Origin of the sequence: Janibacter sp. LM, assembly GCF_039631275.1 — a bacterium.
Lineage (GTDB): Bacteria > Actinomycetota > Actinomycetes > Actinomycetales > Dermatophilaceae > Janibacter > Janibacter terrae.
Genome location: NZ_JBDIVG010000022.1, coordinates 1 through 21,677 on the forward strand (window position 1 = coordinate 1; position 21,677 = coordinate 21,677).

32 protein-coding genes and 1 other RNA gene are annotated in these 21,677 nt (G+C 71.0%); 27 read left to right on the forward strand and 6 right to left on the reverse strand.

Annotated features, from left to right (window positions below; genetic code table 11):
- Nucleotides 1–87 precede the first annotated feature (87 nt).
- Nucleotides 88–2,409 (reverse strand): immune inhibitor A domain-containing protein, encoded by a 2,322-nt coding sequence (locus tag ABC138_RS12500; protein WP_345913849.1) that lies wholly within the window; start codon nucleotides 2,407–2,409, stop codon nucleotides 88–90.
- A 156-nt stretch (nucleotides 2,410–2,565) separates the two neighbouring features.
- Between ABC138_RS12500 and panB the strand changes: the two genes are divergently transcribed.
- Nucleotides 2,566–3,459 carry a 3-methyl-2-oxobutanoate hydroxymethyltransferase gene (gene panB, locus ABC138_RS12505; protein ID WP_345913850.1) on the forward strand — a complete coding sequence of 298 codons (894 nt, stop codon included), beginning with the start codon at nucleotides 2,566–2,568 and terminating at the stop codon, nucleotides 3,457–3,459.
- Nucleotides 3,460–3,461: 2 nt separating this feature from the next.
- Nucleotides 3,462–4,091 (forward strand): class I SAM-dependent methyltransferase, encoded by a 630-nt coding sequence (locus ABC138_RS12510; RefSeq protein WP_345913851.1) that lies wholly within the window; start codon nucleotides 3,462–3,464, stop codon nucleotides 4,089–4,091.
- Between the two features lie 56 nt (nucleotides 4,092–4,147).
- On the opposite strand, the gene ABC138_RS12515 is transcribed toward ABC138_RS12510, so the two are convergent.
- Nucleotides 4,148–4,345: a methionine aminopeptidase gene (locus ABC138_RS12515; protein ID WP_345913852.1), complete on the reverse strand. Its 198-nt coding sequence runs from the start codon at nucleotides 4,343–4,345 to the stop codon at nucleotides 4,148–4,150.
- A gap of 79 nt (nucleotides 4,346–4,424) precedes the next feature.
- On the opposite strand from ABC138_RS12515, the gene map reads away from it, so the two are divergent.
- The 4 genes from map to rnpB all read left to right on the forward strand — a co-directional run bounded on the left by map (nucleotide 4,425) and on the right by rnpB (nucleotide 7,823).
- On the forward strand, nucleotides 4,425–5,288 hold the full coding sequence (gene map, locus ABC138_RS12520; RefSeq protein WP_345913853.1) for a type I methionyl aminopeptidase: 864 nt from the start codon (nucleotides 4,425–4,427) through the stop codon (nucleotides 5,286–5,288).
- 16 nt (nucleotides 5,289–5,304) lie between these two features.
- Complete coding sequence (locus ABC138_RS12525; RefSeq protein WP_345913855.1) at nucleotides 5,305–6,060, forward strand: ROK family protein; 756 nt, start codon at nucleotides 5,305–5,307, stop codon at nucleotides 6,058–6,060.
- A gap of 57 nt (nucleotides 6,061–6,117) precedes the next feature.
- Entirely contained in the window at nucleotides 6,118–7,377 is a 1,260-nt protein-coding gene (locus ABC138_RS12530; RefSeq protein ID WP_345913856.1) for an APC family permease, read from the forward strand.
- Nucleotides 7,378–7,442: 65 nt separating this feature from the next.
- An RNA gene (gene rnpB / locus ABC138_RS12535) (RNase P RNA component class A) lies at nucleotides 7,443–7,823 on the forward strand.
- A gap of 111 nt (nucleotides 7,824–7,934) precedes the next feature.
- On the opposite strand, the gene ABC138_RS12540 is transcribed toward rnpB, so the two are convergent.
- The 4 genes from ABC138_RS12540 to ABC138_RS12555 form a co-directional block, all read right to left on the reverse strand.
- A complete protein-coding gene (locus ABC138_RS12540) occupies nucleotides 7,935–9,071 on the reverse strand; it encodes a site-specific integrase (RefSeq protein ID WP_345913857.1) in 1,137 nt (378 codons plus the stop codon).
- Between the two features lie 3 nt (nucleotides 9,072–9,074).
- On the reverse strand, nucleotides 9,075–9,509 hold the full coding sequence (locus tag ABC138_RS12545; RefSeq protein WP_345913858.1) for a hypothetical protein: 435 nt from the start codon (nucleotides 9,507–9,509) through the stop codon (nucleotides 9,075–9,077).
- Nucleotides 9,510–9,716: 207 nt separating this feature from the next.
- On the reverse strand, nucleotides 9,717–10,148 hold the full coding sequence (locus ABC138_RS12550; protein ID WP_345913859.1) for an ImmA/IrrE family metallo-endopeptidase: 432 nt from the start codon (nucleotides 10,146–10,148) through the stop codon (nucleotides 9,717–9,719).
- Between the two features lie 38 nt (nucleotides 10,149–10,186).
- Entirely contained in the window at nucleotides 10,187–10,675 is a 489-nt protein-coding gene (locus tag ABC138_RS12555) for a hypothetical protein (RefSeq protein WP_345913861.1), read from the reverse strand.
- A 269-nt stretch (nucleotides 10,676–10,944) separates the two neighbouring features.
- On the opposite strand from ABC138_RS12555, the gene ABC138_RS12560 reads away from it, so the two are divergent.
- From ABC138_RS12560 to ABC138_RS12660, 21 genes are all read left to right on the forward strand, one after another.
- Nucleotides 10,945–11,202 (forward strand): helix-turn-helix transcriptional regulator, encoded by a 258-nt coding sequence (locus ABC138_RS12560; RefSeq protein WP_345913862.1) that lies wholly within the window; start codon nucleotides 10,945–10,947, stop codon nucleotides 11,200–11,202.
- On the forward strand, nucleotides 11,202–11,399 hold the full coding sequence (locus tag ABC138_RS12565) for a hypothetical protein (RefSeq protein WP_345913863.1): 198 nt from the start codon (nucleotides 11,202–11,204) through the stop codon (nucleotides 11,397–11,399). Before ABC138_RS12560 ends, ABC138_RS12565 begins: the two co-directional genes overlap by 1 nt.
- Nucleotides 11,400–11,477: 78 nt before the next feature.
- On the forward strand, nucleotides 11,478–12,161 hold the full coding sequence (locus ABC138_RS12570; RefSeq protein ID WP_345913864.1) for a hypothetical protein: 684 nt from the start codon (nucleotides 11,478–11,480) through the stop codon (nucleotides 12,159–12,161).
- A 3-nt stretch (nucleotides 12,162–12,164) separates the two neighbouring features.
- Nucleotides 12,165–12,290: a hypothetical protein gene (locus tag ABC138_RS12575; protein WP_345913865.1), complete on the forward strand. Its 126-nt coding sequence runs from the start codon at nucleotides 12,165–12,167 to the stop codon at nucleotides 12,288–12,290.
- Between the two features lies 1 nt (nucleotide 12,291).
- Complete coding sequence (locus tag ABC138_RS12580; RefSeq protein WP_345913866.1) at nucleotides 12,292–12,432, forward strand: hypothetical protein; 141 nt, start codon at nucleotides 12,292–12,294, stop codon at nucleotides 12,430–12,432.
- An 81-nt stretch (nucleotides 12,433–12,513) separates the two neighbouring features.
- Nucleotides 12,514–13,449 carry a hypothetical protein gene (locus tag ABC138_RS12585; RefSeq protein WP_345913867.1) on the forward strand — a complete coding sequence of 312 codons (936 nt, stop codon included), beginning with the start codon at nucleotides 12,514–12,516 and terminating at the stop codon, nucleotides 13,447–13,449.
- Nucleotides 13,450–13,451: 2 nt separating this feature from the next.
- Nucleotides 13,452–14,531, forward strand: coding sequence for a hypothetical protein (locus ABC138_RS12590; RefSeq protein WP_345913868.1), 1,080 nt, complete (start codon nucleotides 13,452–13,454; stop codon nucleotides 14,529–14,531).
- Nucleotides 14,528–15,295: an exonuclease domain-containing protein gene (locus ABC138_RS12595; protein ID WP_345913869.1), complete on the forward strand. Its 768-nt coding sequence runs from the start codon at nucleotides 14,528–14,530 to the stop codon at nucleotides 15,293–15,295. Before ABC138_RS12590 ends, ABC138_RS12595 begins: the two co-directional genes overlap by 4 nt.
- A complete protein-coding gene (locus ABC138_RS12600) occupies nucleotides 15,292–15,843 on the forward strand; it encodes a single-stranded DNA-binding protein (RefSeq protein WP_345913870.1) in 552 nt (183 codons plus the stop codon). The genes ABC138_RS12595 and ABC138_RS12600 overlap by 4 nt, the downstream gene beginning before the upstream one ends.
- Nucleotides 15,818–16,105: a hypothetical protein gene (locus ABC138_RS12605; protein ID WP_345913871.1), complete on the forward strand. Its 288-nt coding sequence runs from the start codon at nucleotides 15,818–15,820 to the stop codon at nucleotides 16,103–16,105. Before ABC138_RS12600 ends, ABC138_RS12605 begins: the two co-directional genes overlap by 26 nt.
- A gap of 102 nt (nucleotides 16,106–16,207) precedes the next feature.
- Nucleotides 16,208–17,191, forward strand: coding sequence for a phage Gp37/Gp68 family protein (locus ABC138_RS12610; protein WP_345913873.1), 984 nt, complete (start codon nucleotides 16,208–16,210; stop codon nucleotides 17,189–17,191).
- A 112-nt stretch (nucleotides 17,192–17,303) separates the two neighbouring features.
- Nucleotides 17,304–17,648 (forward strand): hypothetical protein, encoded by a 345-nt coding sequence (locus tag ABC138_RS12615; RefSeq protein ID WP_345913875.1) that lies wholly within the window; start codon nucleotides 17,304–17,306, stop codon nucleotides 17,646–17,648.
- Nucleotides 17,645–17,836, forward strand: a complete 192-nt coding sequence (locus ABC138_RS12620; RefSeq protein WP_345913876.1) for a hypothetical protein — start codon at nucleotides 17,645–17,647, stop codon at nucleotides 17,834–17,836. The genes ABC138_RS12615 and ABC138_RS12620 overlap by 4 nt, the downstream gene beginning before the upstream one ends.
- A complete protein-coding gene (locus ABC138_RS12625) occupies nucleotides 17,833–18,030 on the forward strand; it encodes a hypothetical protein (RefSeq protein ID WP_345913877.1) in 198 nt (65 codons plus the stop codon). The genes ABC138_RS12620 and ABC138_RS12625 overlap by 4 nt, the downstream gene beginning before the upstream one ends.
- A complete protein-coding gene (locus tag ABC138_RS12630; protein ID WP_345913878.1) occupies nucleotides 18,027–18,578 on the forward strand; it encodes a crossover junction endodeoxyribonuclease RuvC in 552 nt (183 codons plus the stop codon). The genes ABC138_RS12625 and ABC138_RS12630 overlap by 4 nt, the downstream gene beginning before the upstream one ends.
- Nucleotides 18,575–18,844, forward strand: coding sequence for a hypothetical protein (locus ABC138_RS12635; protein ID WP_345913879.1), 270 nt, complete (start codon nucleotides 18,575–18,577; stop codon nucleotides 18,842–18,844). Before ABC138_RS12630 ends, ABC138_RS12635 begins: the two co-directional genes overlap by 4 nt.
- Nucleotides 18,841–19,806 carry a hypothetical protein gene (locus tag ABC138_RS12640; RefSeq protein WP_345913880.1) on the forward strand — a complete coding sequence of 322 codons (966 nt, stop codon included), beginning with the start codon at nucleotides 18,841–18,843 and terminating at the stop codon, nucleotides 19,804–19,806. The genes ABC138_RS12635 and ABC138_RS12640 overlap by 4 nt, the downstream gene beginning before the upstream one ends.
- Nucleotides 19,803–20,066, forward strand: coding sequence for a hypothetical protein (locus ABC138_RS12645; protein ID WP_345913881.1), 264 nt, complete (start codon nucleotides 19,803–19,805; stop codon nucleotides 20,064–20,066). The genes ABC138_RS12640 and ABC138_RS12645 overlap by 4 nt, the downstream gene beginning before the upstream one ends.
- Nucleotides 20,063–20,440, forward strand: a complete 378-nt coding sequence (locus ABC138_RS12650; RefSeq protein ID WP_345913882.1) for a hypothetical protein — start codon at nucleotides 20,063–20,065, stop codon at nucleotides 20,438–20,440. The genes ABC138_RS12645 and ABC138_RS12650 overlap by 4 nt, the downstream gene beginning before the upstream one ends.
- Nucleotide 20,441: 1 nt before the next feature.
- A complete protein-coding gene (locus ABC138_RS12655; RefSeq protein ID WP_345913883.1) occupies nucleotides 20,442–20,810 on the forward strand; it encodes a hypothetical protein in 369 nt (122 codons plus the stop codon).
- A gap of 4 nt (nucleotides 20,811–20,814) precedes the next feature.
- The gene (locus ABC138_RS12660; protein WP_345913884.1) at nucleotides 20,815–21,639 is read left to right on the forward strand and encodes a DUF2303 family protein; all 825 of its coding nucleotides are present in this window, start codon (nucleotides 20,815–20,817) and stop codon (nucleotides 21,637–21,639) included.
- Nucleotides 21,640–21,677 lie beyond the last annotated feature (38 nt).

The window sequence follows — 21,677 nt, forward strand, 5'->3', positions numbered from 1 at the left end:
GGGGGGCCTGTGCGGGCACGCGCCGCGGGCCCGCCCGCCCCCGGTGAAGGGGGGACGGACGGGCCCGTGTGCGTCAGGCCGACGGCCTCACTCGCCGGCGCGGACGTCGAGCTTCATCTCGTCGCCGTGCTGCGCCTTGACCGTGATCCTCGTGCCGGACCCGGCGACCTTGGTCGAGCTCCACGGGTTGTCCGCGGACCAGTAGCGGTCCGGGTCGGAGTCGTCGAAGGTCGCGATGCCCTTGCTCGACGGCACCGTCTCGGCGATGCCGTTGTTGTGGAAGGTCACCGCGTCGGTGCGCTGCTTGCCGAAGGTGGCGTCGAAGGGCTGACGGCGGTTGCCGAGCAGCCGGCCGTTCTCGAAGGTGACCGGCGCCGGGCGGGCGTCGACCGGGAGGGCCAGCCCACCCCCGGGGTGGGAGCTGGTGTTGTTGTCCTTGTACTCGCCGTTGGCGAACCAGACGAGCAGACCGTCCTGGTAAGGGAACCGCTCGACCCAGTCCGGCCGGGTGGAGGCCCAGCCGAAGTTGTACGGACCGGTCTTGAGGTTCTCGTCGTAGCCGGAGTACACGCGGTTCTCCGCCAGGTAGTAGTCCTGGACGGCCTCGGTGGTCGACCCCGTCATCCGGGTGAACCCGTCGGCGGTCCAGCCGTTGTCACCCGACTCGACGTCGTCGGTGAGGACGGCCCGGCCGTCGACCGTGATGGTGATGTCGTCGATGAAGGCGCCGGTCTTGGCGAGTCCACCGTCGGTCTGGTAGCGCCAGCGGAAGAGGACCTTGTCGCCCGCGTAGGCAGTGAGGTCCGTGGTCTCCGCGTGCCAGGTCATGTCCTCGGTGTCGTCGGCCGCGAGCTCGGTCCACGTCGAGCCGCCGTCGGTGCTCACCTCGGTGTAGAGGAAGTCGTAGCCGGTCTCGATGTCGGTGGCCATCTGGGCCGTGACCGAGGCCGACGAGGCGCCGGTCAGGTCGATCTCGCGGGTGAGCGAGTTGTTGAGGTCGTCACCGGACCCGGACCACCACTCGTAGCTGCCGGAGTGCGGCGTGTTGTAGTCCGTGGTGACATCGCGCTCGGGGAGCACGACACCGAGGGCCTGCGGCAGCTTGGCGCTGTCCCGGTCGGCCGGGCCGAGGTCGACCTTGGCCCGCTCGCCGGGCTGCATGGCCTTGACGTCCAGCCAGCCGAGCTGCAGCTTCTCCCACGCGCCCATGTAGCCGGGGCTGGAGCCGATGTCCTCGGTGCCGTCACCCAGCCACGAGCCGCCCGACATCAGAGTCCAGAAGCCGGTGCCGTTGTCACCACCGGCCGTGTCGTACAGGTCCGGCAGGCCGAGGTCGTGGCCGAACTCGTGGGTGAAGACGCCGAGGCCACCGTTCTCGGGCTCGGTGGTGTAGTCACCGATCCAGATGCCGGAGTCGCCGAGGGGTACGCCGCCGAGCTTGTTCTGCTCCGGGCCGGCCTTGCCGAGGTTGTTGGAGAAGGCGTACCAGCGGTGGCTCCAGATGGCGTCCTCGCCCTCCGCGCCGCCCCCGGCCTCCTCCCCTTCGCCGGCGTGGATCGCCTGGAAGTGGTCGATGTACCCGTCGGGCTCGTTGAAGTCGCCGTCACCGTCGAAGTCGTACCGGTCCCAGACGTCGAACTGGGCCAGGTACTCCTTGATCTCGGCGTCGCTCTTGCCCTGGGCCTTCTGGTCGTCGTACCAGGCCTGGGCGGTGTCCTTGATGTAGTTCCAGTAGCCGTCGGCCTCGCTCGTGCCGTCGCCGGCGACGGGGTTGTGGCCGTATCGGGCCTCGTTGTACGGGACCCTCACCCAGTCGGAGACGTCGCCCGTGGTGAGGAAGCGGCCGTTGGACTGCTTGAGGTAGAAGTCCTTGAAGGACTCCTTGCCCTCGGCGAACATCAGGTCGGTGTAGTGCTCGCGGCCGAAGTCCTCGTCCCAGATCGTCGTGTTGTTCTCGGTGCGGTCGGGCTCGGGGATCGAGTTGTTGACCGGCCCGGGCGCGCCACCTGTCGCGGGCAGGGTCTGGTCGCCGAAATCGGTGAGGATCGTGAAGATCGAGGCCTCACGGTTGACGTCGTACTGCACGTACTTGGTGCGCGGGGGCTTCTTCGCCGTGCCCTTGGCGTGGCGCTCGGGGGCGTCCTCGCTCTTGACCTCGATGACCTTGGTGCCGTTCTTGGTCACGACCTTGGCCTCGCCGCGCATGAGCTGGTCGACCGCGGCCCGACGCAGCTCCCGCTGCGCGTCGCCGAGCGGGTTCGGCAGGTCGTCGGGCCGGGCCGTCGATGCGGCCCTGTCGTCGGGTGCCACGCCGGCCGTCGTCCCAGCGCTCGCCGACAGCGGGGCGAGGGTGAGGGCGAGGGCGCCAGCGGCGAGTCCGGACACGACATGGGTGTGGCGTCTCTTCACGGATCCTCCTGAGATGTTGTGGCGTCTGCCACAAGCGGTGAGCGCACTCAATCAAGATCTGACGGCACATGGGGGGGTTCGCAGGACTTCCTGAAGGAATCCTTACCCTCGCCGGGACGTCTCCGTGCCCGGGGCCCCGCGGCCTAGCATGTGGCCATGAGCTCGCCCTCCACGCCCGACGCCCCCACCCTCCCGGCCGACACGGCCGCCCCGTACGGCTCGGGGTCCGCCGCCGCACCCGCCGCCCCGCGCCGGCGGGTCCGCATCCCCCACCTGCAGGCCATGAAGGAGAAGGGCGAGCGCTGGGCGATGCTCACCGCCTACGACATGTATGCGGCACAGGTCTTCGACGAGGCCGGCATCCCCGTGCTGCTCGTCGGCGACTCCGCCGGCAACAACGTCTACGGGTACGAGACGACCGTCCCGGTCACGCTCGAGGAGATGATCCCGCTCACCCGGGCCGTCGCCGGCGCGGCCTCCAGCGCGCTCGTCGTGGCGGACCTCCCCTTCGGGACCTACCAGGCCTCCCCCGAGCAGGGCTACCTCTCCGCGGCCCGCCTCATGAAGGAAGGCCTGGCGCACGCGGTCAAGCTCGAGGGCGGCGTCGAGATGGCGCCGACGATCGAGCGGATGGCGAAGGGGGGCATCCCCGTCATGGCGCACATCGGCTTCACGCCGCAGAGCGAGCACACGCTCGGCGGGTACCGCGTCCAGGGTCGCGGCGACGCCGCCGACCGCCTCCTCGAGGACGCTCGCGCCGTGCAGGAGGCCGGCGCCTTCGCCGTCGTCATGGAGATGGTGCCGGCAGCGTCCGCGGCCGCCGTCACCCGTGAGCTGCGCATCCCGACCATCGGCATCGGCGCCGGTCCCGACTGCGACGCCCAGGTCCTCGTCTGGCAGGACATGGCCGGGCTGCGCTCGGGCCGGGCCCCCCGCTTCGTCAAGCGCTACGCCGACCTGTCCACCGTGCTGGGCGACGCGGCCCGCGCCTACGCCGCCGACGTCGCGGCCGGCAGCTTCCCCGCGACCGAGCACTCCTTCGAGAGCTGACGATGGCCACCGGCGAGCTGCCCGAGATCCGCACCCGGTGGTCGGAGGTGTCGGGAGGGATCGACGCGGCCTACGCCTACCAGCGGCGCTTCGACGAGCTGGCCGCCCAGGGCGTCGACCTGGACGGTGAGGCGCGTTTCGTCCACGCCCTCCACGCGCCCCCCGCCCGCATCCTCGACGCCGGGTGCGGGACGGGTCGCATCGCCTCCGCCCTCACCGCCCTCGGCCACGACGTCGTGGGTGTCGACGCCGACGGGGCGATGATCGAGGTGGCCCGTGAGCGCGACGACGTGACCCGCTTCGTGCACGCGGACCTCGCGACGCTGTGGCTCACCGCGCAGACCTTCGACGTCGTCGTCCTCGCGGGCAATGTCGTGCCCTTCCTCGCCGACGGGACCCTCGTCGACGTCCTGCGCCGCATGCGCGCGCACCTGGCCCCGGACGGCCGGCTGGTCTGCGGCTGGGCGCTGCCCGGCCACCAGCCGCCGGGTGCCGCCGCGGTGAGCGCCGAGGACTTCGAGCGCGCGGCCTTCGCCGCGGACCTCTCGCTCGTCACCCGCTACGCCTCGTGGGACGCGCAGCCGTGGCCCGGCGACGGGTCCTGGGCGCTCACGCTCCACCGTCCCCGCTGAGCGCGCGAAGGGAGCCGCCCCGGTCACCGGGGCGGCTCCCTTCGTCATGGTGCGGGTCAGGCGCCGGCGTCGCCGGTCTCCCACTCGCGGTCCTTGCGGTCCTGCTCGTCCCAGGCCTCCGTCTTGGCGCGGGCCGTGGCCAGCGCCGCCGCCGCCTCGGCCTCGGTCCCGTAGGGGCCCATGACGTCCTCGCCCTGGGAGCGGTTCTCGTCGGACTCGACCTGACCGGTCTCGATGTTGAACCAGTACGCCATCGTCTGCCGTCCTTCCTCGCGGGTCGCACCCGCAGACCGGAGCGCATCGGCCACGCTCTCGTTGCCTAGACTTCACCGCATGCACGCCCCCGTCGCAACCGTGACCCCCGGCGCCGTGTCCCCGCGCCGCCCCGTGCCGGCGGCGATCACGCGCCCCGAGTACGTCGACCGACCGGCTCCCGAGCCGTGGTCCGGCAGCGAGATCAAGGACCCGGAGACGATCGAGCGGATGCGCCACGCCTCGCGGGTCGCCGCCCAGGCCCTCGCCGCGGCCGGGGCCGCCGTCGCTCCCGGCGTCACGACGGAGGAGGTCGACCGGGTCGGCCACGAGTTCCTCCTCGACCACGGCGCCTACCCCTCGACGCTCGGCTACCGCGGCTTCCCCAAGTCGCTGTGCACGTCCGTCAACGAGGTCGTCTGCCACGGTATCCCCGACAGCCGGCCCCTCGAGGACGGCGATCTGGTCAACATCGACATCACCGCCTACGTCGGCGGCGTCCACGGCGACACCAACGCGACCTTCTTCGCCGGCGATCCGGACGAGGAGTCCCGGCTGCTCGTCGAGCGGACCCACGAGGCGATGATGCGCGGGATCAGGGCCGCGCTGCCCGGACGGCAGGTCAACGTCATCGGTCGGGTCATCGAGAAGTACGCCGAGCGCTTCGGCTACGGGGTCGTGCGCGACTACACCGGCCACGGCATCGGCAGCGCCTTCCACTCCGGGCTCGTCATCCCCCACTACGACGCGGCGCCGCAGTACGACACGGTCATCGAGCCGGGCATGACCTTCACGATCGAGCCCATGCTCAACCTCGGCACCCCGGACTGGGAGCTGTGGGACGACGGGTGGACGGTCGTGACGCGGGACCGTCGGCGGTCCGCGCAGTTCGAGCACACGATCCTGGTCACCGACTCCGGCAACGAGATCCTCACCCTCCCCTGAGCTGGAAGGCACGACGATGAGCAAGAAGTTCGACGCACTCGGCATCGACATCGGGGGATCGGGCATCAAGGGCGCCCCCGTCGACCTCGACAAGGGCGTCTTCACCGACGACCGGCTGAGGGTGGCCACCCCGGAGGAGTCCACCCCCGAGGCGGTGTGCGACGTCGTGGAGCAGATCGCCGAGCACTTCTCGGTCAAGACGTCGGTGCCCCTCGGCATCACCCTGCCGGCCGTCGTCACCCACGGGGTCGTGCGGACGGCCGCCAACATCGACAAGTCGTGGATCGACACGGATGCGCGCGCGCTCTTCGCCGACCGGCTCGGGCGCGAGGTGCACATCGTCAACGACGCGGACGCCGCGGGCGTCGCCGAGCGCCACCACGGTGCGGCGAAGGGGGTCGACGGCGTCGTGCTCGTGACGACCCTGGGCACCGGCATCGGCAGCGCCCTCCTCGTCGACGGCCACCTCGTGCCCAACACCGAGCTCGGGCACCTGGAGATCGAGGGGCACGACGCGGAGTCCCGCGCGGCCGAGTCGGTGCGCGAGCGCGACGCCCTCACCATGGAGCAGTGGGCCGAGCGGCTGCAGACGTACTACTCCCACCTGGAGTCGCTCTTCTGGCCCGACCTCATCGTCGTCGGCGGTGGCGTCAGCAAGCAGGCGGCGAGCTTCCTCCCGCTGCTGGACCTGCGCACCGAGATCGTCCCGGCCAGGTTGAAGAACAAGGCCGGCATCATCGGTGCCGCCCGTCTCGCGGCGCGGGGGAACTGAAGCCGCCACGGGACGCGTCACCTGCGGCGGCCACCGAGGGTGGGGCAGTCTGGAGCCATGACGACCGCACCGGGTGGGAGCACGGGCACGCTGCGGCGCGGCCTGGGGCTGCTCGATGCCGTGGGCATCGGGATCGCCGCGATGGTCGGCGCGGGGCTCTTCGTCGTCTTCGCCCCGGCGGCCGCTGCTGCCGGTGACGGCCTCCCCTTCGCCATCCTGCTGGCCGCGGCCATCGCCGTCGCCAACGCCGTCTCCTCCGCGCGCCTGGCCGCGGTCCACCCGCAGTCCGGGGGGACCTACGTCTACGGGCGCGAGCAGCTCGGGGTGCCGTGGGGGCACCTCGCGGGCTGGGCCTTCATCACCGGCAAGACCGCCTCGTGCGCCGCCATGGCGATGACGATCGGGGTCCATCTCTTCCCCGACGCGTCGAGGGTCGTGGCCGTCGTGACGGTGCTCGCCGTCCTCGCGCTCAACCTGCAGGGCGTGCAGCGCTCGGCCCGCGTCGCCCTGGCCATCGCGGTCGGCGTCCTCGCGCTCGTCGTGACCTTCGCCGTCGTGCTCCTCGTCAGCCCTCCTGCGCTGGCCGAGGCGCCGCTGGTCGACCCGGTGGTGCCCGGCGGCCCGGTCGGCATCGCCCAGGGCGCCGGGTTCCTGTTCTTCGCCTTCGCCGGGTACGCCCGCATGGCCACGCTCGGCGAGGAGGTCGCCGACCCGCGCCGGACGATCCCGCGGGCCATCGCCATCGCCCTGGGCATCGTGCTGGCCGTCTACGTCCTCGTCGCCGTCGCCCTGACCCAGGGCTTCGGCGTGGGGTGGCTCGCGGCCCGGCAGGCGCCGCTGGCCGAGGCCGCGGAGATCTCGGCGTGGCCCTGGCTCGGCCCGGCGCTGCGCATCGCCGCGGTCGTGGCCGCCGGCGGGGCGCTCCTCGCCCTCACCCTGGGGGTCTCGCGCACCGTCCTGGCCATGGCGCGGGACAGGCACCTGCCGCCCGTCCTCGCCCTGGTCGACGGTCCGCACGCGGTGCCGCGCCGGGCGGAGGCGGTGGTCACCGCCGTGGTCATCGTCCTCATCGTGCTCGGGGACCTCGACGGGGCGATCGGCTTCTCGAGCTTCTGCGTCCTCGTCTACTATGCGATCGCCAACGCCAGCGCGTGGACGCTCGAGGGGGGCTGGGTCCACCGGGTCATCCCGACGCTCGGCCTGCTGGGCTGCCTCGGCGTCGCCGTCCTCCTGCCGGTCCCCTCGGTGATCGCCGGCGTCGTCGTGCTGCTCGTCGGGGCGACGACCGGGTGGGTGCGGCACACGACCCGGGAGTGACGCCCGTCTTGGCTCGACCCACCCGGCGCGAAGGGTGCCGATGCACCCGTAGACTGCTCGGCGGATGAGTCGGCCGGACGGCTGCGTCACCACCTCGGTGGTGTCGAGGAAAGTCCGGGCTCCACAGGGCAGGGTGGTGGCCAACAGCCACCCGGGGTGACCCGCGGGACAGTGCCACAGAAAGCAGACCGCCACGACCGCCTCGGCGGTCGCGGTAAGGGTGAAACGGTGGTGCAAGAGACCACCAGCGATCCGGGTGACCGGATCGGCTCGGTAAACCCCACCCGGAGCAAGTCCAGACAGTGTGCGTCCGAGGGCGGCCCGCCCGAGCACACGGGTAGGACGCTGGAGGTCGTCGGCAACGGCGACCCGAGATGGATGGCCGTCACCCCGGCACCGGCGACGGTGCCGGGGGACAGAACCCGGCTTACAGGCCGACTCATCCCCCGCCGCCCGCCGATTGGCGGGCTTTCCCCCGGCATACCGGGGGAAACTGGGTAGTCACGGGACGTCACCGGGAGTCGCTAGAAGCCGCGAGATACGGACCAGACGCGGACCTAGGCGGCCTCGGACGGACCTGAGACGGACCCAGAAACCGCCCCGTGCGCACCCTCGATCGCTGCCAAGATCGACGACTGATCCGACGGCCACAGATGGGCATATGTACGCAGGGTCTCCGACGGGTCCGCGTGCCCCAACCGGTCCGCCACCGCCCGCGGCGACAGGCCCGCCGAGATCAGCAGGCTGGCGTGATGGTGCCGCAGCTCGTGCCACCCCTCCCCCTTCGGCCGGCCCGCAGCCTCACGCCACGCGTACTGCAGGTGGCTCCTGCTCAGCGGGCCACCCGACCGGGCCGTGAACACCAGACCCGACGGCCCAGGCGGACGAGCCTCCAGATGCTCCTGGAGGATCCGCGCCGTCGACTCCGCGAGCGGCACCCTCCGCCGCGACCCGGGACGCTTCAACGGCCCCCACACCAGCCCCTCACGCGTCGACCCCACGGCGAGCTGCCGGTCCACGACCAGCACCCCGCCAGCAACCCGGTCAACCGTCAACGCGCGCAGCTCCCCCGGCCGCAGCCCCGACCCCGCACCGAGCCACACCATCGCCCGCAGCGCGCCCGGGACCGCGTCCGCGACCTGCGCGACCTCCTCCACGCTCATCGGCGTGACCGCCTCGGTCTCCGCGCGGGGCATCGTGATCCGCCGGCACGGCGTCACCGCGATCAACCGGTCCTCGACCGCGCTGTCGAAGACCGCGGACACGTAGGTGTAGAGGACCCGCACCGTCGACGGCGCGAGCCCCGACCCCGCGACGAGGTCCTGCACCATCGCCCGCGTGACCTTCGCCAGCTGCACGTCACCGAGCGCCGGGTACGCGTGGTTCTGCAGCCTCGAGCGGACCTGGTCGGCCGTGCTCGGCGCGTGATGCACCTGCCGCCGCCGCCACGCCTCCGCGTACTCGCGGAAGGTGACCGTGGACGGGGTGACGTAGGTGCCGGCGCGCTTGTCGGTGTCGACCTTCGCGAGCACCGCCAGCGCTTCGTCCTTCGAAGCGCAGGCCTGGGACCGCTCTCGGCCGTCGGGCTCGACCCACCGCGCGAGCCACCGCTTCCCCCGGCCGTGGCGCGGGCCCTTGAGCCGGCGCCCACCGTCGGGGTTGGGGACGGTCCACCTGTCGACGACGTGCCCCACGGGTCACGCCCTGTCGATGAACGTGATCTGCAGGCCGTCGTCCGGGTGGTAGGTCCACCGCGCCTCGATGTCGTCCCACTCGTCGGTCTGCTGGCCGTCGAGCGCGCGAGTGGTGCTGATGTGCTGCGTGACGTAGTCCGGTGCCTCGAGCTCCCCGAGCACGCACCCCACGTCCTCCACCGTTTCGCTGATCACGCCGGTCCCGTCCTCGGACCCCTTCGTGTCCAGGGTGATGGACGTCCCCTCGTCCTGGGTGATGTGCCCGACCATGCACGCGTTCGCGGCGAGCTGCACCCGCTGCATGGCCGCCTGCGTCGTGGTGCTGCTCGTCGAGGTGCTCGTCTCTGTCGGCGTGGTCGGCGCGATGCCGCACCCGCCCAACCCCAGCACGGCCCCCACCAATGCCGCAGTCGCGGCCACTCCCCTGACACGCTTCATGCTGCCCGCCTCACCCTCGAGTCCCTGAGCCGCCGCAACCTTGCAACGGTCACCGGATCGTACTGGTACGCCGCCGGTTCCGACAGGAGACGGTTGACGACCTGCACCGCCCGCGTCTCCGACAGGCCCACCTCCCGGTAGGCGTTCACCCGCCGATCCCGCTCATGATCGTGCGGCCACCGCCGCCAGACATCCAGCAGCGCCCGGTCAGTGTCCGTGAGCTCGCGCGTCATCCGCCCACACCTCCATCAGCTTCGTCCTCTCGCTCGGATGCAGGTGCCGCAGCCGACACTCCGCCGTCGCCTCGTCCACCCACAGCTCCTCGGCGAGCTCCTCGAGGGTGCGAGCCCACCGGCACGCATCGACAAGCACCGGCCACGGGATGAGCCACCTCGCGGCCACCGCGTCCACGTCCCGTTCCTCCCTCGCCTGCAGCCAGGGCGGGACGGGTCCGCGCTCGGCGTGCACGATCTCGTGCGCGACCGTGGATCGTCGCTGTGCCTGCGTCATGCCTGTGGTGAGCGTCACCGACTGCTCGTCAAAGTCGGTCACGCCGAGCACGTCGTCGCCGAGGTCGCGCCAGTGGAGCGTCCAGTCGGTCAGGGCGCGGAGGGCGCGCCACGGGTGCGGGTGGTGCATGCCGGTGACCTCATCACGGGACACCGACAGCCCGGGCGCTAGGCGCCGTCGCCTGGCTCGTCGACGATCTGCCGGCGGCCCTTGCGCGCCGCCTTGCCGTAATCGCTCTTGGCCCCGCTCCCCGGGGCCTGTGTGTTGGCGGCGGAACGCTCATCGTTCCCCACGTCCTCTCGAGCATCGACGATCGACCGCACCATCGCGGCGACTGCCCTCTGCACGCCCTCATCGAGATGACGAGTCCCGGCCGGCAGCATCAGTCCGAGCGTCGACTCATCACGCTGGACGTCCAGACCGAACGAGCACGCGAAGGCGAGAACCACGAGCCGCTCGGGGACGTCGAGTCCCTCCGCGAGCGCTTGGATCGTCTCGGCCCTCTTCGGCCACTCCTTGGGCGGGGTGGTCGCGAGGTTCGCGATGGTCTGGAACTTGATGTGCAGGCCAGCACGCGCCGCGCGCTCAGCCATCTCCCGGTAGGAGAGGCCGGAGTCGCGGCGCTGTCGCTCGATGAGCTCGCTGATCGTGGGCACGCCAGAACTCTCCGTCCTGGACTGCCGATCCTCAACCACGCCCGCCAACCTTCCGTCTACCACCACATGACACGCCGACAGTAGCCCCGCGTCTACTAGTTCGTCGGCACAAATCCCGCGTGTTTACAGGCCCTAAGGAACCACACGCCTGTCATTTGCTTGACAACCGTCTAGCAGTAGACGCATCATCGTCCCGTACTACTTGACAGATAACCGTCTAGCAAGGGACAGTGATGACACGCAGAAACCGATGGCCGAAGGGGGCCTACATGAAGCTCAAGAGCGCGGACACCCTCCGCGCACTCATGGAGCAGGACCAGTTCAGCCTGGCGCGACTGGCCCGGTACGCCGGCTGCTCCAAGGGATTCATCTCCCACCTCCTCTCAGGCCGACGCTCCTCCTGCACCACGGAGCTCGGCGACAAGATCGCGGAGGCCCTCGGGGTCCCCACGACGGTCCTTTTCGAGGTCCGCGTGTCCCCCAGCAGCGGGTCGATCGACAACCAGCAGATGCGAAGGGCGTCCTGATGAGCGCCCGCAGGCCGCTGGCGACCGCGGACGAGATCGCGGAGGTCCTGGCCGAGTCCCTCACCACGGTCCGCCGGAACACGCGCCGCGGTGAGTACAAGGCCTTCGCCGTGAACCTCGGCACCGACCAGCGCCCGAAGTGGCGCTACGACCTCCAGCGCCTCGAACGGTGGCTCGACCTCCGCCGCTCCGCCTGACCCACCCCCAGACATGCCGAAGGGCCGGCCCAACCGCCAAGTCAGAACCGGCCCTCCAGATCACAGAAAGGCTATCCGATGAGCATCGACGGATACCGCATTCGACACCTCACCCCGGACGAGCTCGCCGCCCGCCGCGCCCAAGACCACGACCTGACCAACTGCCACGACATCCGCCACAACGGACTCGACTGCCCCACCTGCGACGGCGTGAAGATCGCCTGCCGCACCCACCAGACCTCCTCCACGGCAGCTACCGCTCCCCCGCTGGCTGCTGCGGAGGCCGGGACGACGAGCGGGGGTAGCAGCCGGACTTCCCCCCACGGCTCCCCCCGCTCGGACGTCAACCCCGAAGACCGCGTCACCCTCAACGCGCCCTTCACCATCGAGCAGACCATCACCCGCGACAACATCCACCTCGTCACCGTCCGCCTCACCGACGAAGCCGCACGGCAACTCGCCCGCGACCTCACCCGCCGCCACATGGCCGACCTCGTCCTCCTCGCCCGCCTGCAGACGATGATCCGCCGCCCCCACGCCAGCACGGAGACCGTGCAGGCCCACCACCGCGTCATGGACCGCATCGCCGGCGCCCTGGCCGCGCACGCCACCACCGCGTGGGAACTCACCCTCCCCCAGGCCGAGCAGCTCCTCGAAGACCTCGAGTCCGCCGCCACCGAACCGGCGATCTGCATCGTCGGGACCTGCACGAGCTACGCCGACGCCGGGTCGTACTGCGGCCCCCACGCGGACGGGATCTAGGCCATGGGCGCCGCACTCGTGGTCATCGCCGCCTACGTCATCGCGGGCCTCATCGCCCTCTCGTTCCACCACGACCACCCCGCCGGCCAGACGTGCGGCTGGTCCGGGTGCCAGGCCAAGGAGGCGTGACGTGGACGCGTACTTCGACCCCGAGACCTACGACCCCGAGATCCCGTGCCGCTCCTGCGGCCGACACCAGGGCGAGTGCGAGCACGCGGGCATGTGCTGCCGCCACTGCACCCACGACGACGCCCTTCCCGAGGCGGTCTGACGTGGCCCTCTTCATCACCGGCTGCGTCTTCGCCCTCATCGCCCACCGAGCCGGATGGCTCGACGACCCCAAGGACCCGTCATGACCAGCCCCCGCCACGCCGAAGCCACCGCCCAGGGCCGCTACTACAACCACCCCCAGACCGGGCAGCAACTCATCTCCGTCACCAACGCCCTGTCCGTCGGCTGCGCCAAGCCCGCCCTCGTCCCCTGGGCCGCGAAGATCGTTGCCGAGGAAGCCATCGAGCAGCTGCCCATCCTCACCCACCGGCTGCGCACCGAGGACCCCGAGACCGTCCGCAAGGACCTCTCCCGATCGGTCACCGTCGCCCGCGACAAGGCCGCCGACATGGGCTCCCGAGTCCACGCCCTCGCCGAGGCCCACGTCCTGGGCGTCGACCTGGCCTACGAGGACGGCGACGAGGACTGCGCCCCGTTCGTCGAGCAGCTCCTCAAGTTCTTCACCGAGTTCGACGTCGACCTGCAGCGCGACGTCGAAGCGACCGAGCTGACCGTCGCCTACCCCGGACTCGGGTACGCCGGCACCCTCGACCTCCTCGTGCGCCTGCCGCTCGACGGGCACATCCCGGGCATGCCGACGAACCGCGTCGACGACCCTGCCAAGCGCGGCCTCTGGCTCATCGACTACAAGAGCAGCGCGACCCGAGCCGCCACGTCGGTCTACGGCGAGTACGCCCTGCAGCTGACCGCGCTCCGCCGGGCACGGGAGGCGTGGACCCCCGACGGGGACATCGTCGCGATGCCGAAGGGGATCGTCGGCACCGCCGTGCTGAACCTGCGGCGCCGCACCTACGAGCTCATCCCGCTGCCGTCCGGTGACGCCGAGTGGAACGCGTTCCAGGGCTGCCTCTCCATCGCGAAGTGGATGCACTCCACCGGCGCGGACGTGGCCCGGGGCGATCACCGCCCCATCACCCCCAGCGGCAAGGCGAAGCCGAAGCGCACCCGCAAGACCGTCACCCCGAAGACCACCACCGAGACGACGAAGGCGGCCTGACCATGCCCATCCTCACCATCCAGCGCCGGCACGCCGAACACGGGCGCATCCGCATCGGCCAGAAGGTCGCGACCCGATCGGGCAAGACCCGCCCGGACAAGCTGGACCGGTTCCGGTTCACCTCCGGCAACCGCGACCACATCGAAGCCCTCGCCACCCTCTACGGCGGCACGGCCAGCGAGTGGAAGAACGGGTCGAAGACCGAGTACGAGGTCGTCACCGACGCGCGATCCATCCCCGTCATCGCGGTCAAGGGCGGCATCTCCCAGTGGATGGAGACGTGGTCCGGCGGTGGCTGCACCCACCGGTGCGACGGCTACACCAACGTCCTGACCGACACCCCGTGCGACCCTGACGACCCGGCGCACGCCAACGCGAAGCCCACCACCCGCCTGTCCGTCATGCTCCGCGACCTCGAGTCTCTCGGCGTGTGGCGCCTGGAGACTCACGGGTGGAACGCCGCGGCCGAGCTGCCGAACATGGTCGAGCTGTCGAACTTCGTCGGGGACTACGTGCCCGCGAACCTCGTGCTGCAGCAGCGCACCAGCGTCAGCAACGGCGAGACGAAGCAGTACGTGGTGCCCGTCCTCGACCTGGCCATCACCAAGCAGAGGCTCAACGAGGTCATGGCGGCGGCCGCCCCGGCAGGAGCGACCGAGCTGGAGGCTGGCAGCGGTGGCGCGCTGCAGCTCGAGCAGGGCCCGGCCGTGGAGCGCCCGGACTACGAGCAGATGCTCGCCGATGCGGTCAGCGTGGAGGACTGCCAGAACGTGTGGCGCGCAGCGGGCGCGTCCGGGCACCTGGACGACGACCTCAAGGCCCTCATCACGGGACGTGCCTCGGACATCAAGGCCGCCGCCGACGCCGACCTCGACCCCGCCCCCACCGACGGCGAGATCGAGCCCGAGCCGGGCGGGTCCTCGTGGCAGGACGTGGTGGCCGCAGCGGGCGCCAAGGGCATCACCACCAGCCAGCTCGCGGAGCTCGCCGAGCAGCAGTTCGCACAGCCCGTCGCCGACCTGACCGGTGAGCAGCTGGCCGAGCTGCGGTCCGCGATCGAGTCCGGGGCGGTGGCGGCATGAGTTGGCACACCGGGCCCCTGGCCCTCTTCGACCTCGAGACCACGGGCGTCGACCCGCACCGCGACCGCATCGTCACCGCCGCCATCATCCACGTCATCCCCGGCCAGAAGCCGATCACCCACGAGTGGCTCCTCGACCCCGGCATCCCCATCCCCGACGGAGCAACCGCAGTGCACGGGATCTCGACGGACTTCGCCCAGCACAACGGCCGGGCTGCAGCCGTCGGCGTCTTCGACATCGCCTCGACTCTCGTCGCGCTCTCCCTGCACGACGTGCCCATCGTCGGCCACAACGTCACCTACGACCTGACGATGCTTTGGGCCGAGTGCATGCGCCACGGCCACCGCGAGGAAGTCACCGCCCTCGAGGACCTCGCCACCGAAGGGTGCGTCGTCGACACGTTCGTCCTCGACAAGGCCGTCGACACCTACCGCAAGGGCTCCCGCAAGCTCGTCGACGTCGCCGCCCACTACGGGATCGCCCTCACCGAGGCCGAAGCCCACGGCGCAACCGCCGACGCCCTGGCCGCAGGACGCATCGCGTGGGTCATCGCCCAGCGGCACCCCCACCTCGTGCAGCGCGCCGCGAAGGACCTGCACGCGTGGCAGGTCATGGAGAAGCGGGGCCAGGCCGAGTCCTTCGGCCGGTACCTGCGCAAACAGGGCAAGCCCGACGACGTGGCCCGTGAATGGCCCATCCAGAACCCACCCGCGGACTGGTCACCGGACCAGCTGCCGGCACCTCGAGAGGACACCGCAGCATGAGCAACGAGACCCCTATCACCGTGATCGGAAACCTCACAGCCGACCCTGAGCTCCGGTTCACCCCGAGCGGCGCGGCTGTCACCAACTTCACCGTGGCGTCGACACCGCGGAAGTTCAACAAGCAGACCAACGAGTTCGAGGATGGCGAGACGCTGTTCATGCGCTGCAGCGTGTGGCGCGAGCAGGCCGAGCATGTTGCCGAGTCCCTGGCTCGCGGGATGCGTGTCGTCGTCACAGGCGGCCTCGTCCAGCGCAACTGGGAGGACAAGGAGACCGGCGCCAAGCGGTCCGTGATGGAGATGCAGGTCGACGAGGTCGGCCCGTCGCTGCGGTACGCCACCGCCAAGGTGACGAAGACCCAGAGCGGCGGCGCTCGGCAGGCTCCGCAGGACGACGGGTGGGGTGGTCAGCAGGCGCAGCAGTACCGCCAGCAGGCAGCCCAGCCACCAGCGCAGCAGCAGTCCCGCCCGGCCGCGCAGCAGCCCGCAGCTGCCCAACAGGGATGGGGCGGGGGTGGTTCCGGTGCCTACGACGAACCCCCCTTCTGACCCCTCGCGCACCGAGTCGCTGGACGCGGTCCGCACCGCCGCGTGGGACGACCTGCGGTTCATCGCCGCGTGGGCAGGCGAAGGGATCCCGGGCCATGAGGAGGGCCGCCGCATCCTTCGCGCCGCAAGCCGGCACGCCAAGGAGTGCATGAGCGGATGCCGCTCTCGTCTCGACAGGGCCGTGGACGTCGTCGACCCCACCGGTAAGGCCTTCCCCGTCGTGATCGACCTCGTGTGGGCCGCACGGAAGGCCAACGCCTGACGGGCCACCCCCCGGAGCACCCGGACCCCACGACAGTGCAGGACACGACACCCGCCCCGGGTCCGGGGCACACCACCGATCCACCTACCGAAGGAGACGACGATGAGCGACAAGACCAAGATCGAGTGGACCGACGCCACGTGGAACCCCGTCACCGGCTGCGGCAAGGTCTCTCCCGGCTGCGACCACTGCTACGCCGAGACCATCGCCCACCGCTTCGCCGGGACGAAGGCCTACCCCGACGGCTTCGCGGTCACGCTGCACCCCGAGCGCCTCGACCAGCCCCTGCGCTGGCAGCGGCCGCGCCGCGTCTTCGTCAACTCCATGTCCGACCTGTTCCACAAGGACATCCCCGACGAGTACATCGCCAAGGTGTTCGCCGTCATGGCCCTCGCCGGGCAGCACACCTTCCAGGTGCTCACGAAGCGCCACGGCCGCATGCGATCCCTGCTCTCGAGTGACGCCTTCCTCGACCTGTTCGGGGAGGCGGTCTACACCACCGAGCACCCACGGGGAGAGGAAGTGGCGGAGCCCGTAACGCAGTGGCCGCTGCCGAACGTGTGGCTCGGCGTCTCCGTGGAGGACCAGCAGCGCGCCGACCTGCGCATCCCCGCGCTGCTCGACACCCCCGCCGCCGTGCGCTTCCTGTCCTGCGAGCCGCTCCTCGGACCCGTCGACCTCGGCCTCACCGAGACGTGCGATCACCGCCGCCGGACATGCGAAGACAACGGCTGCTGGAGCGCGCTCGACTGGGTCATCGTCGGTGGCGAGTCTGGCCACGGCGCTCGACCGATGCACCCCGAGTGGGCGCGCTCCCTTCGCGACCAGTGCGAGGCCGCCGGTGTCGCCTTCCACTTCAAGCAGTGGGGCGAGTACGCGACCCACCACCGCGAGCACGACCCGTGGGCATGGACCGACCCTGCGGGCTGGGTGAACGCCAAGTCCGGCGCGTTGGTCACCGGGGACGAGGCCGAGGCCGATGGCTCGATCGGCAGCTACACCGCCGTCTGGCGCGTGGGTAAGAAGGCCGCCGGCCGCGAGCTCGACGGCCGCACCTGGGACGAGTTCCCGGCGGTGACCCAGTGAACACCGCACGCACCCTCATCGCCGGCGCGGTCGCCACGGCCGCCGGGATGGCAGCGGCCACGACCTTCCTCGCGATCGTCGGCGTCGCGGCCCGCGCCCTCGGGATCATCCAGTGAGCGCCGAGCGGCTGCGTCAGGCAGCGACCGTCCTGCGCGAGCGGGCCGAGGCAGCGACGCCCGGACCGTGGAAGGCGGACCGGAGAGGTGGCGTCACGGGCCGGTTCGAAGGCATGACGGAGGTCATCTCCGAATCGACGGACCAAGTCCACGCCGACTACATCGCCACCATGCACCCCGGCGTCGCGCTCGTAGTGGCTGAGTCGCTCGACAACACAGCCGCGTGGCTGGACGAGGGGCTCGGCACGTCCGGCCTCAACACCAACTACGGCGACGCATGGGACGACACCGTGCTCTCCGCCACGCGCCTCGCCGACCAGATCCTCGGTGACCAGGCATGACCGCCGAGATCCCGACCACCGGCCTGCAGCCCGGCGACATCGTCCGCTCTCCCGCCGGGCGCCTCTGGCGCGTCGCCACCGTCACCCGCGACATCGTCCACGCCGTCGAGCTCGAGACCGGCGTCAAGGCCCACCACGACGCCGACACCCTCACCATCCACGAACGCCACCCCGGAGGACCCCGATGAGCATCACCCTGCAGCAGGCCAGCGACCAGATCGGCGCAGGCGTCACCTACCGCCCCGACCCGACCGCACCCCCCGAGGACGGGGTCATCACCGAGGTGCGGGGCCGGTACGTGCTCGTCCAGTACCGCGGCGACATCCACGCGAAGGCCACCGCACCCGAGCTCCTCTCCTTCCTCACCGGCGGTGCGGCATGACCCGCGTCCTCGGCATCGACCCGTCCCTGACCGGCACCGGCCTCGCGCTCCTCGACACCGACGACCACCTCGTCATCCCCACCGAGACGATCACGACGAAGGGGGCCGCCGGCGCGACCTTGGCCGAGCGCCGTGACCGCCTCGAGCGGATCGTCGACACGATCGTCATCAAGGCGATCAACCACGACACCGAGCTGGCCGTCATCGAAACCCCCGCCCTGTCGAAGGCCAACACGGGCACGTCAATGCTCAACGGGCTCTGGTGGATGCTCGTCACCCGCCTGGACGCCGTCGACGTCGACGTCATCGAGGTCGGCGCTGGGCAGCTGAAGACCTACGCCACGGGCAAGGGCAACGCCAGCAAGGACGCCGTCCTCCTGGCCGTAGCCCGCCGCTACCCGCACGTCGACGTCCGCGACAACAACCAAGCGGACGCGCTCGTGCTCGCCGCGATCGGCGCCCGGCTCGTCGGCCACCCCGTCGACGAGTTGCCCGCCACCCACGTCCGGGCACTCGCCAAGGTCGCCCGACCAGGGATCGCGGCATGAACGACACCCTCTTCGGCGACATCCCCACCGAAGGCGACACCCTTGCCCTCCCCGGCGGCGCCACCGTCCCCGCCCGCATGGTCGACGCCGTCCCCGCGACCGGCGAAACCATCGTCGTCCTCGGCATCGAATGGGACGACGACACCCCCCGCGGCGCCTTCTACGGCGTCGTCACCATCGACGAGCTCGGCATCATCACCGGCACCCTCGACGGTCTCCTGCCCTGCCCCTGCCGCCCCGGCGATGCCCTCGAGGTCGTGGCATGAGCACCCGACACCGCGCCGAATGCGACTGCGGATGGGCCGGCACCTACGACACCCCCGCCAAGGCCGCCTACGCCCTCCGCCGCCACTCCTGCGACGCCCACCGCGCCCGCCAAGACCGCGCCGCACGCGTCGCAGCACGCAAGGCAGCATCCGGCCCCGCCCGCGACTGCACCCACCTCGACGAGCACGGACAGCCCCGCCACCAGCACGGCGAGCGCAACGCCTACGTCATCGACAAGTGCAGGTGCCGCTCCTGCCGCGACGCCGCCAGCACCTACGAACGACGCCGCGCCAAGGACCGCGCCTACGGCCGCGACGCCTACATCGACGCCGCCCCCGTGCGCGCCCACGTCCAGCAGCTGCAGGCCCAAGGCATGGGCTGGAAGCGCGTCGCCGACGCCGCCGGCCTCGAACGCTCCGTCGTGTGGAAGCTCATCTACGGCGACCCCACCCGCGGCCTCGCCCCCACCAAACGCGTCATGCCCAAGACCCGCGACGCGATCCTCGCCGTCACCCTCGACCTCGCGCCCGGACGCATCATCGACGGCACCGGCACCCGACGCCGCCTCCAAGCACTCGTCGCCATCGGCTGGTCCATGGGCGAGCTCGCCCGGCGCCTGGACATCCGCCCGTCGAACATCGGCGCCACCATCCACGGCCACCGCGAAGTCACCGTTGCCACCGCCACCCGCGCCCGCGACCTCTACGACGAGCTGTGGGACACCCCCGCGCCCCCGTCCGGTCGCCACGGATCCGTGCCCACGCGGGCACGCGCCTACGCGGACCGGATGGGATGGGTCCCGCCGCTCGCGTGGGACGACGAGACCATCGACGACCCCGACCTCGCCGGCCAGCTGCGCGCCGCGTTCCACCGCAACGCCATCGCCCAGGGCCACGATCAGCCCACCCGCGACGGCCTGCCGCCCCGCGTGCGTGACCGAGGCCGCAGGAGCGCCGCATGAGCACGCTCAAGCGCCCGCTCCTCGCCCCGCTGCCCGGGCACACGCTCACCGTCACCCGGATGCCATGCGCCCGCGTCCACGTCGAATGCACCTGCAGCGACCTGCGCCTCGTCGTGCACGCCTCCACGAAGTCCGCCGAACGCGCCGCGCTGCGGCACTACATCGACCACGCCCCCGACGGACCCGAGAAGGCCCGCGCCCAGCAGCTGCTCGCCCCGCCCACCACCAGCACCACCACCGAAGGAGAGAACCCAGCATGACCGAGCCACACTCCCGCCCGTTCGCGGACTTCATCCGCGAGCAGAACCGCGGGCGCACCCACGACGAGCTCAGCGACGGACTGCGCGACCTCGTCTCCCGCGTCGAAGACACCGGCAAGAAGGGCACCATCACCCTGACCGTCACCGTCGAACCCCTCAAGGGCAACGAGTCCTGCCTCCAGGTCTCCGACGAGATCAAGCTCAAGCTCCCCGAGCACGACCGCGGCTCGAGCATCTTCTTCCGCGGCCGCGACGGCAACCTCCAGCGCGACGACCCCAACCAGGTCACGTTCGACTTCCTCCGCGAGGTCACCCCACCCCCGGGCGTCGACCCGGCCACCGGCGAAGTCCGTGACACCGGCACGGGCGCCTGACATGGGCTGGGCCATCGGGCAAGACCCACATCGCCGCCGACACATCGGCTACGGCGTCCCCGCCGCCTGCGACCACCCCGACTGCGACGCGGCCATCGACCGGGGGATGTCCCACGCCTGTGGCGGCGGAGTGACCGGTGAGGCCGACAACTGCGGCCTCTTCTTCTGCGAGGAGCACCTCGCCTACGAGATCGAGGGCGAAGCCGTGTGCGAACGCTGCGCCAACGACCAGCCCCCCTTCGAGCCCTCATCCGACAGCGCCGAGTGGGCGCAGCACGTGCTCACCGACGACAGCTGGGCCCCCTTCCGGGAGGCCGAGCCCGCCTGGACCGAGCACTACCGAACCCTCACCACAGCACAGAAGGACTGAACCGATGCCCGACACCACCGAGAACCACGACCTCATCACCACCGCCCAGGAAGCCGTCGAGCCCTACCTCGTCGACACCGGCCTCTACATCGACCGCGACAACAACATCATCGACCTGCGCGACGAGCTCGAGCAGCAACAGGCCCACCCCAACCGCAAGACCGGCAACCACACCGTCACCGACGTCGACTCCCTCGTCTCCTACCTCACCAAGCACGGCCTGCCGCAAACCGAGCTGTGGGGCAAGGCCGACCCCAGCCACATCAAGGCCGTCATCAACGCCCACGTCGACTCCACCACCGGCGGCGGCATCGACGGCCACGGCATGCCCGAGTGGGGCGACCACACCATCACCCTCACCCTGGCCCCCTCCAAGGACTGGACCGACTGGATCAAGCGCGACGGGCAGCTCATGCCCCAGGTCGAGTTCGCCGAGTTCATCGAAGACCACCTCCCCAACTTCGTCACCCCCTCCGGCGCCGACATGCTCGAGCTCGCCCAGACCTTCCAGGCCACCACCCGCGTCGACTTCGACACCAGCCAGCGCCTCAAGTCCGGCGAGACCCAGGTGACCTACAAGGAGCACACCGACGCCGCCGCCGGCAAGAAGGGATCCATCGCGATCCCCGACACCTTCGACATCGGCCTCCAGGTCTACGAACGCGGCACCGCCTACAAGATCGGCGCCCGGTTCCGCTACCGCATCAACGGCGGACAGCTCGCCCTCGGCTACCGCCTCACCCGCCCCCGCGACGTGCTCCTCGCCGCGTTCGACGACGTCGTCACCAACGTGCAGGCACAGACCGAACGCACCGTCTGGCTCACCTGACCGCCCCCAGGCGACCCGGACCCCACCACCCGGCCCGG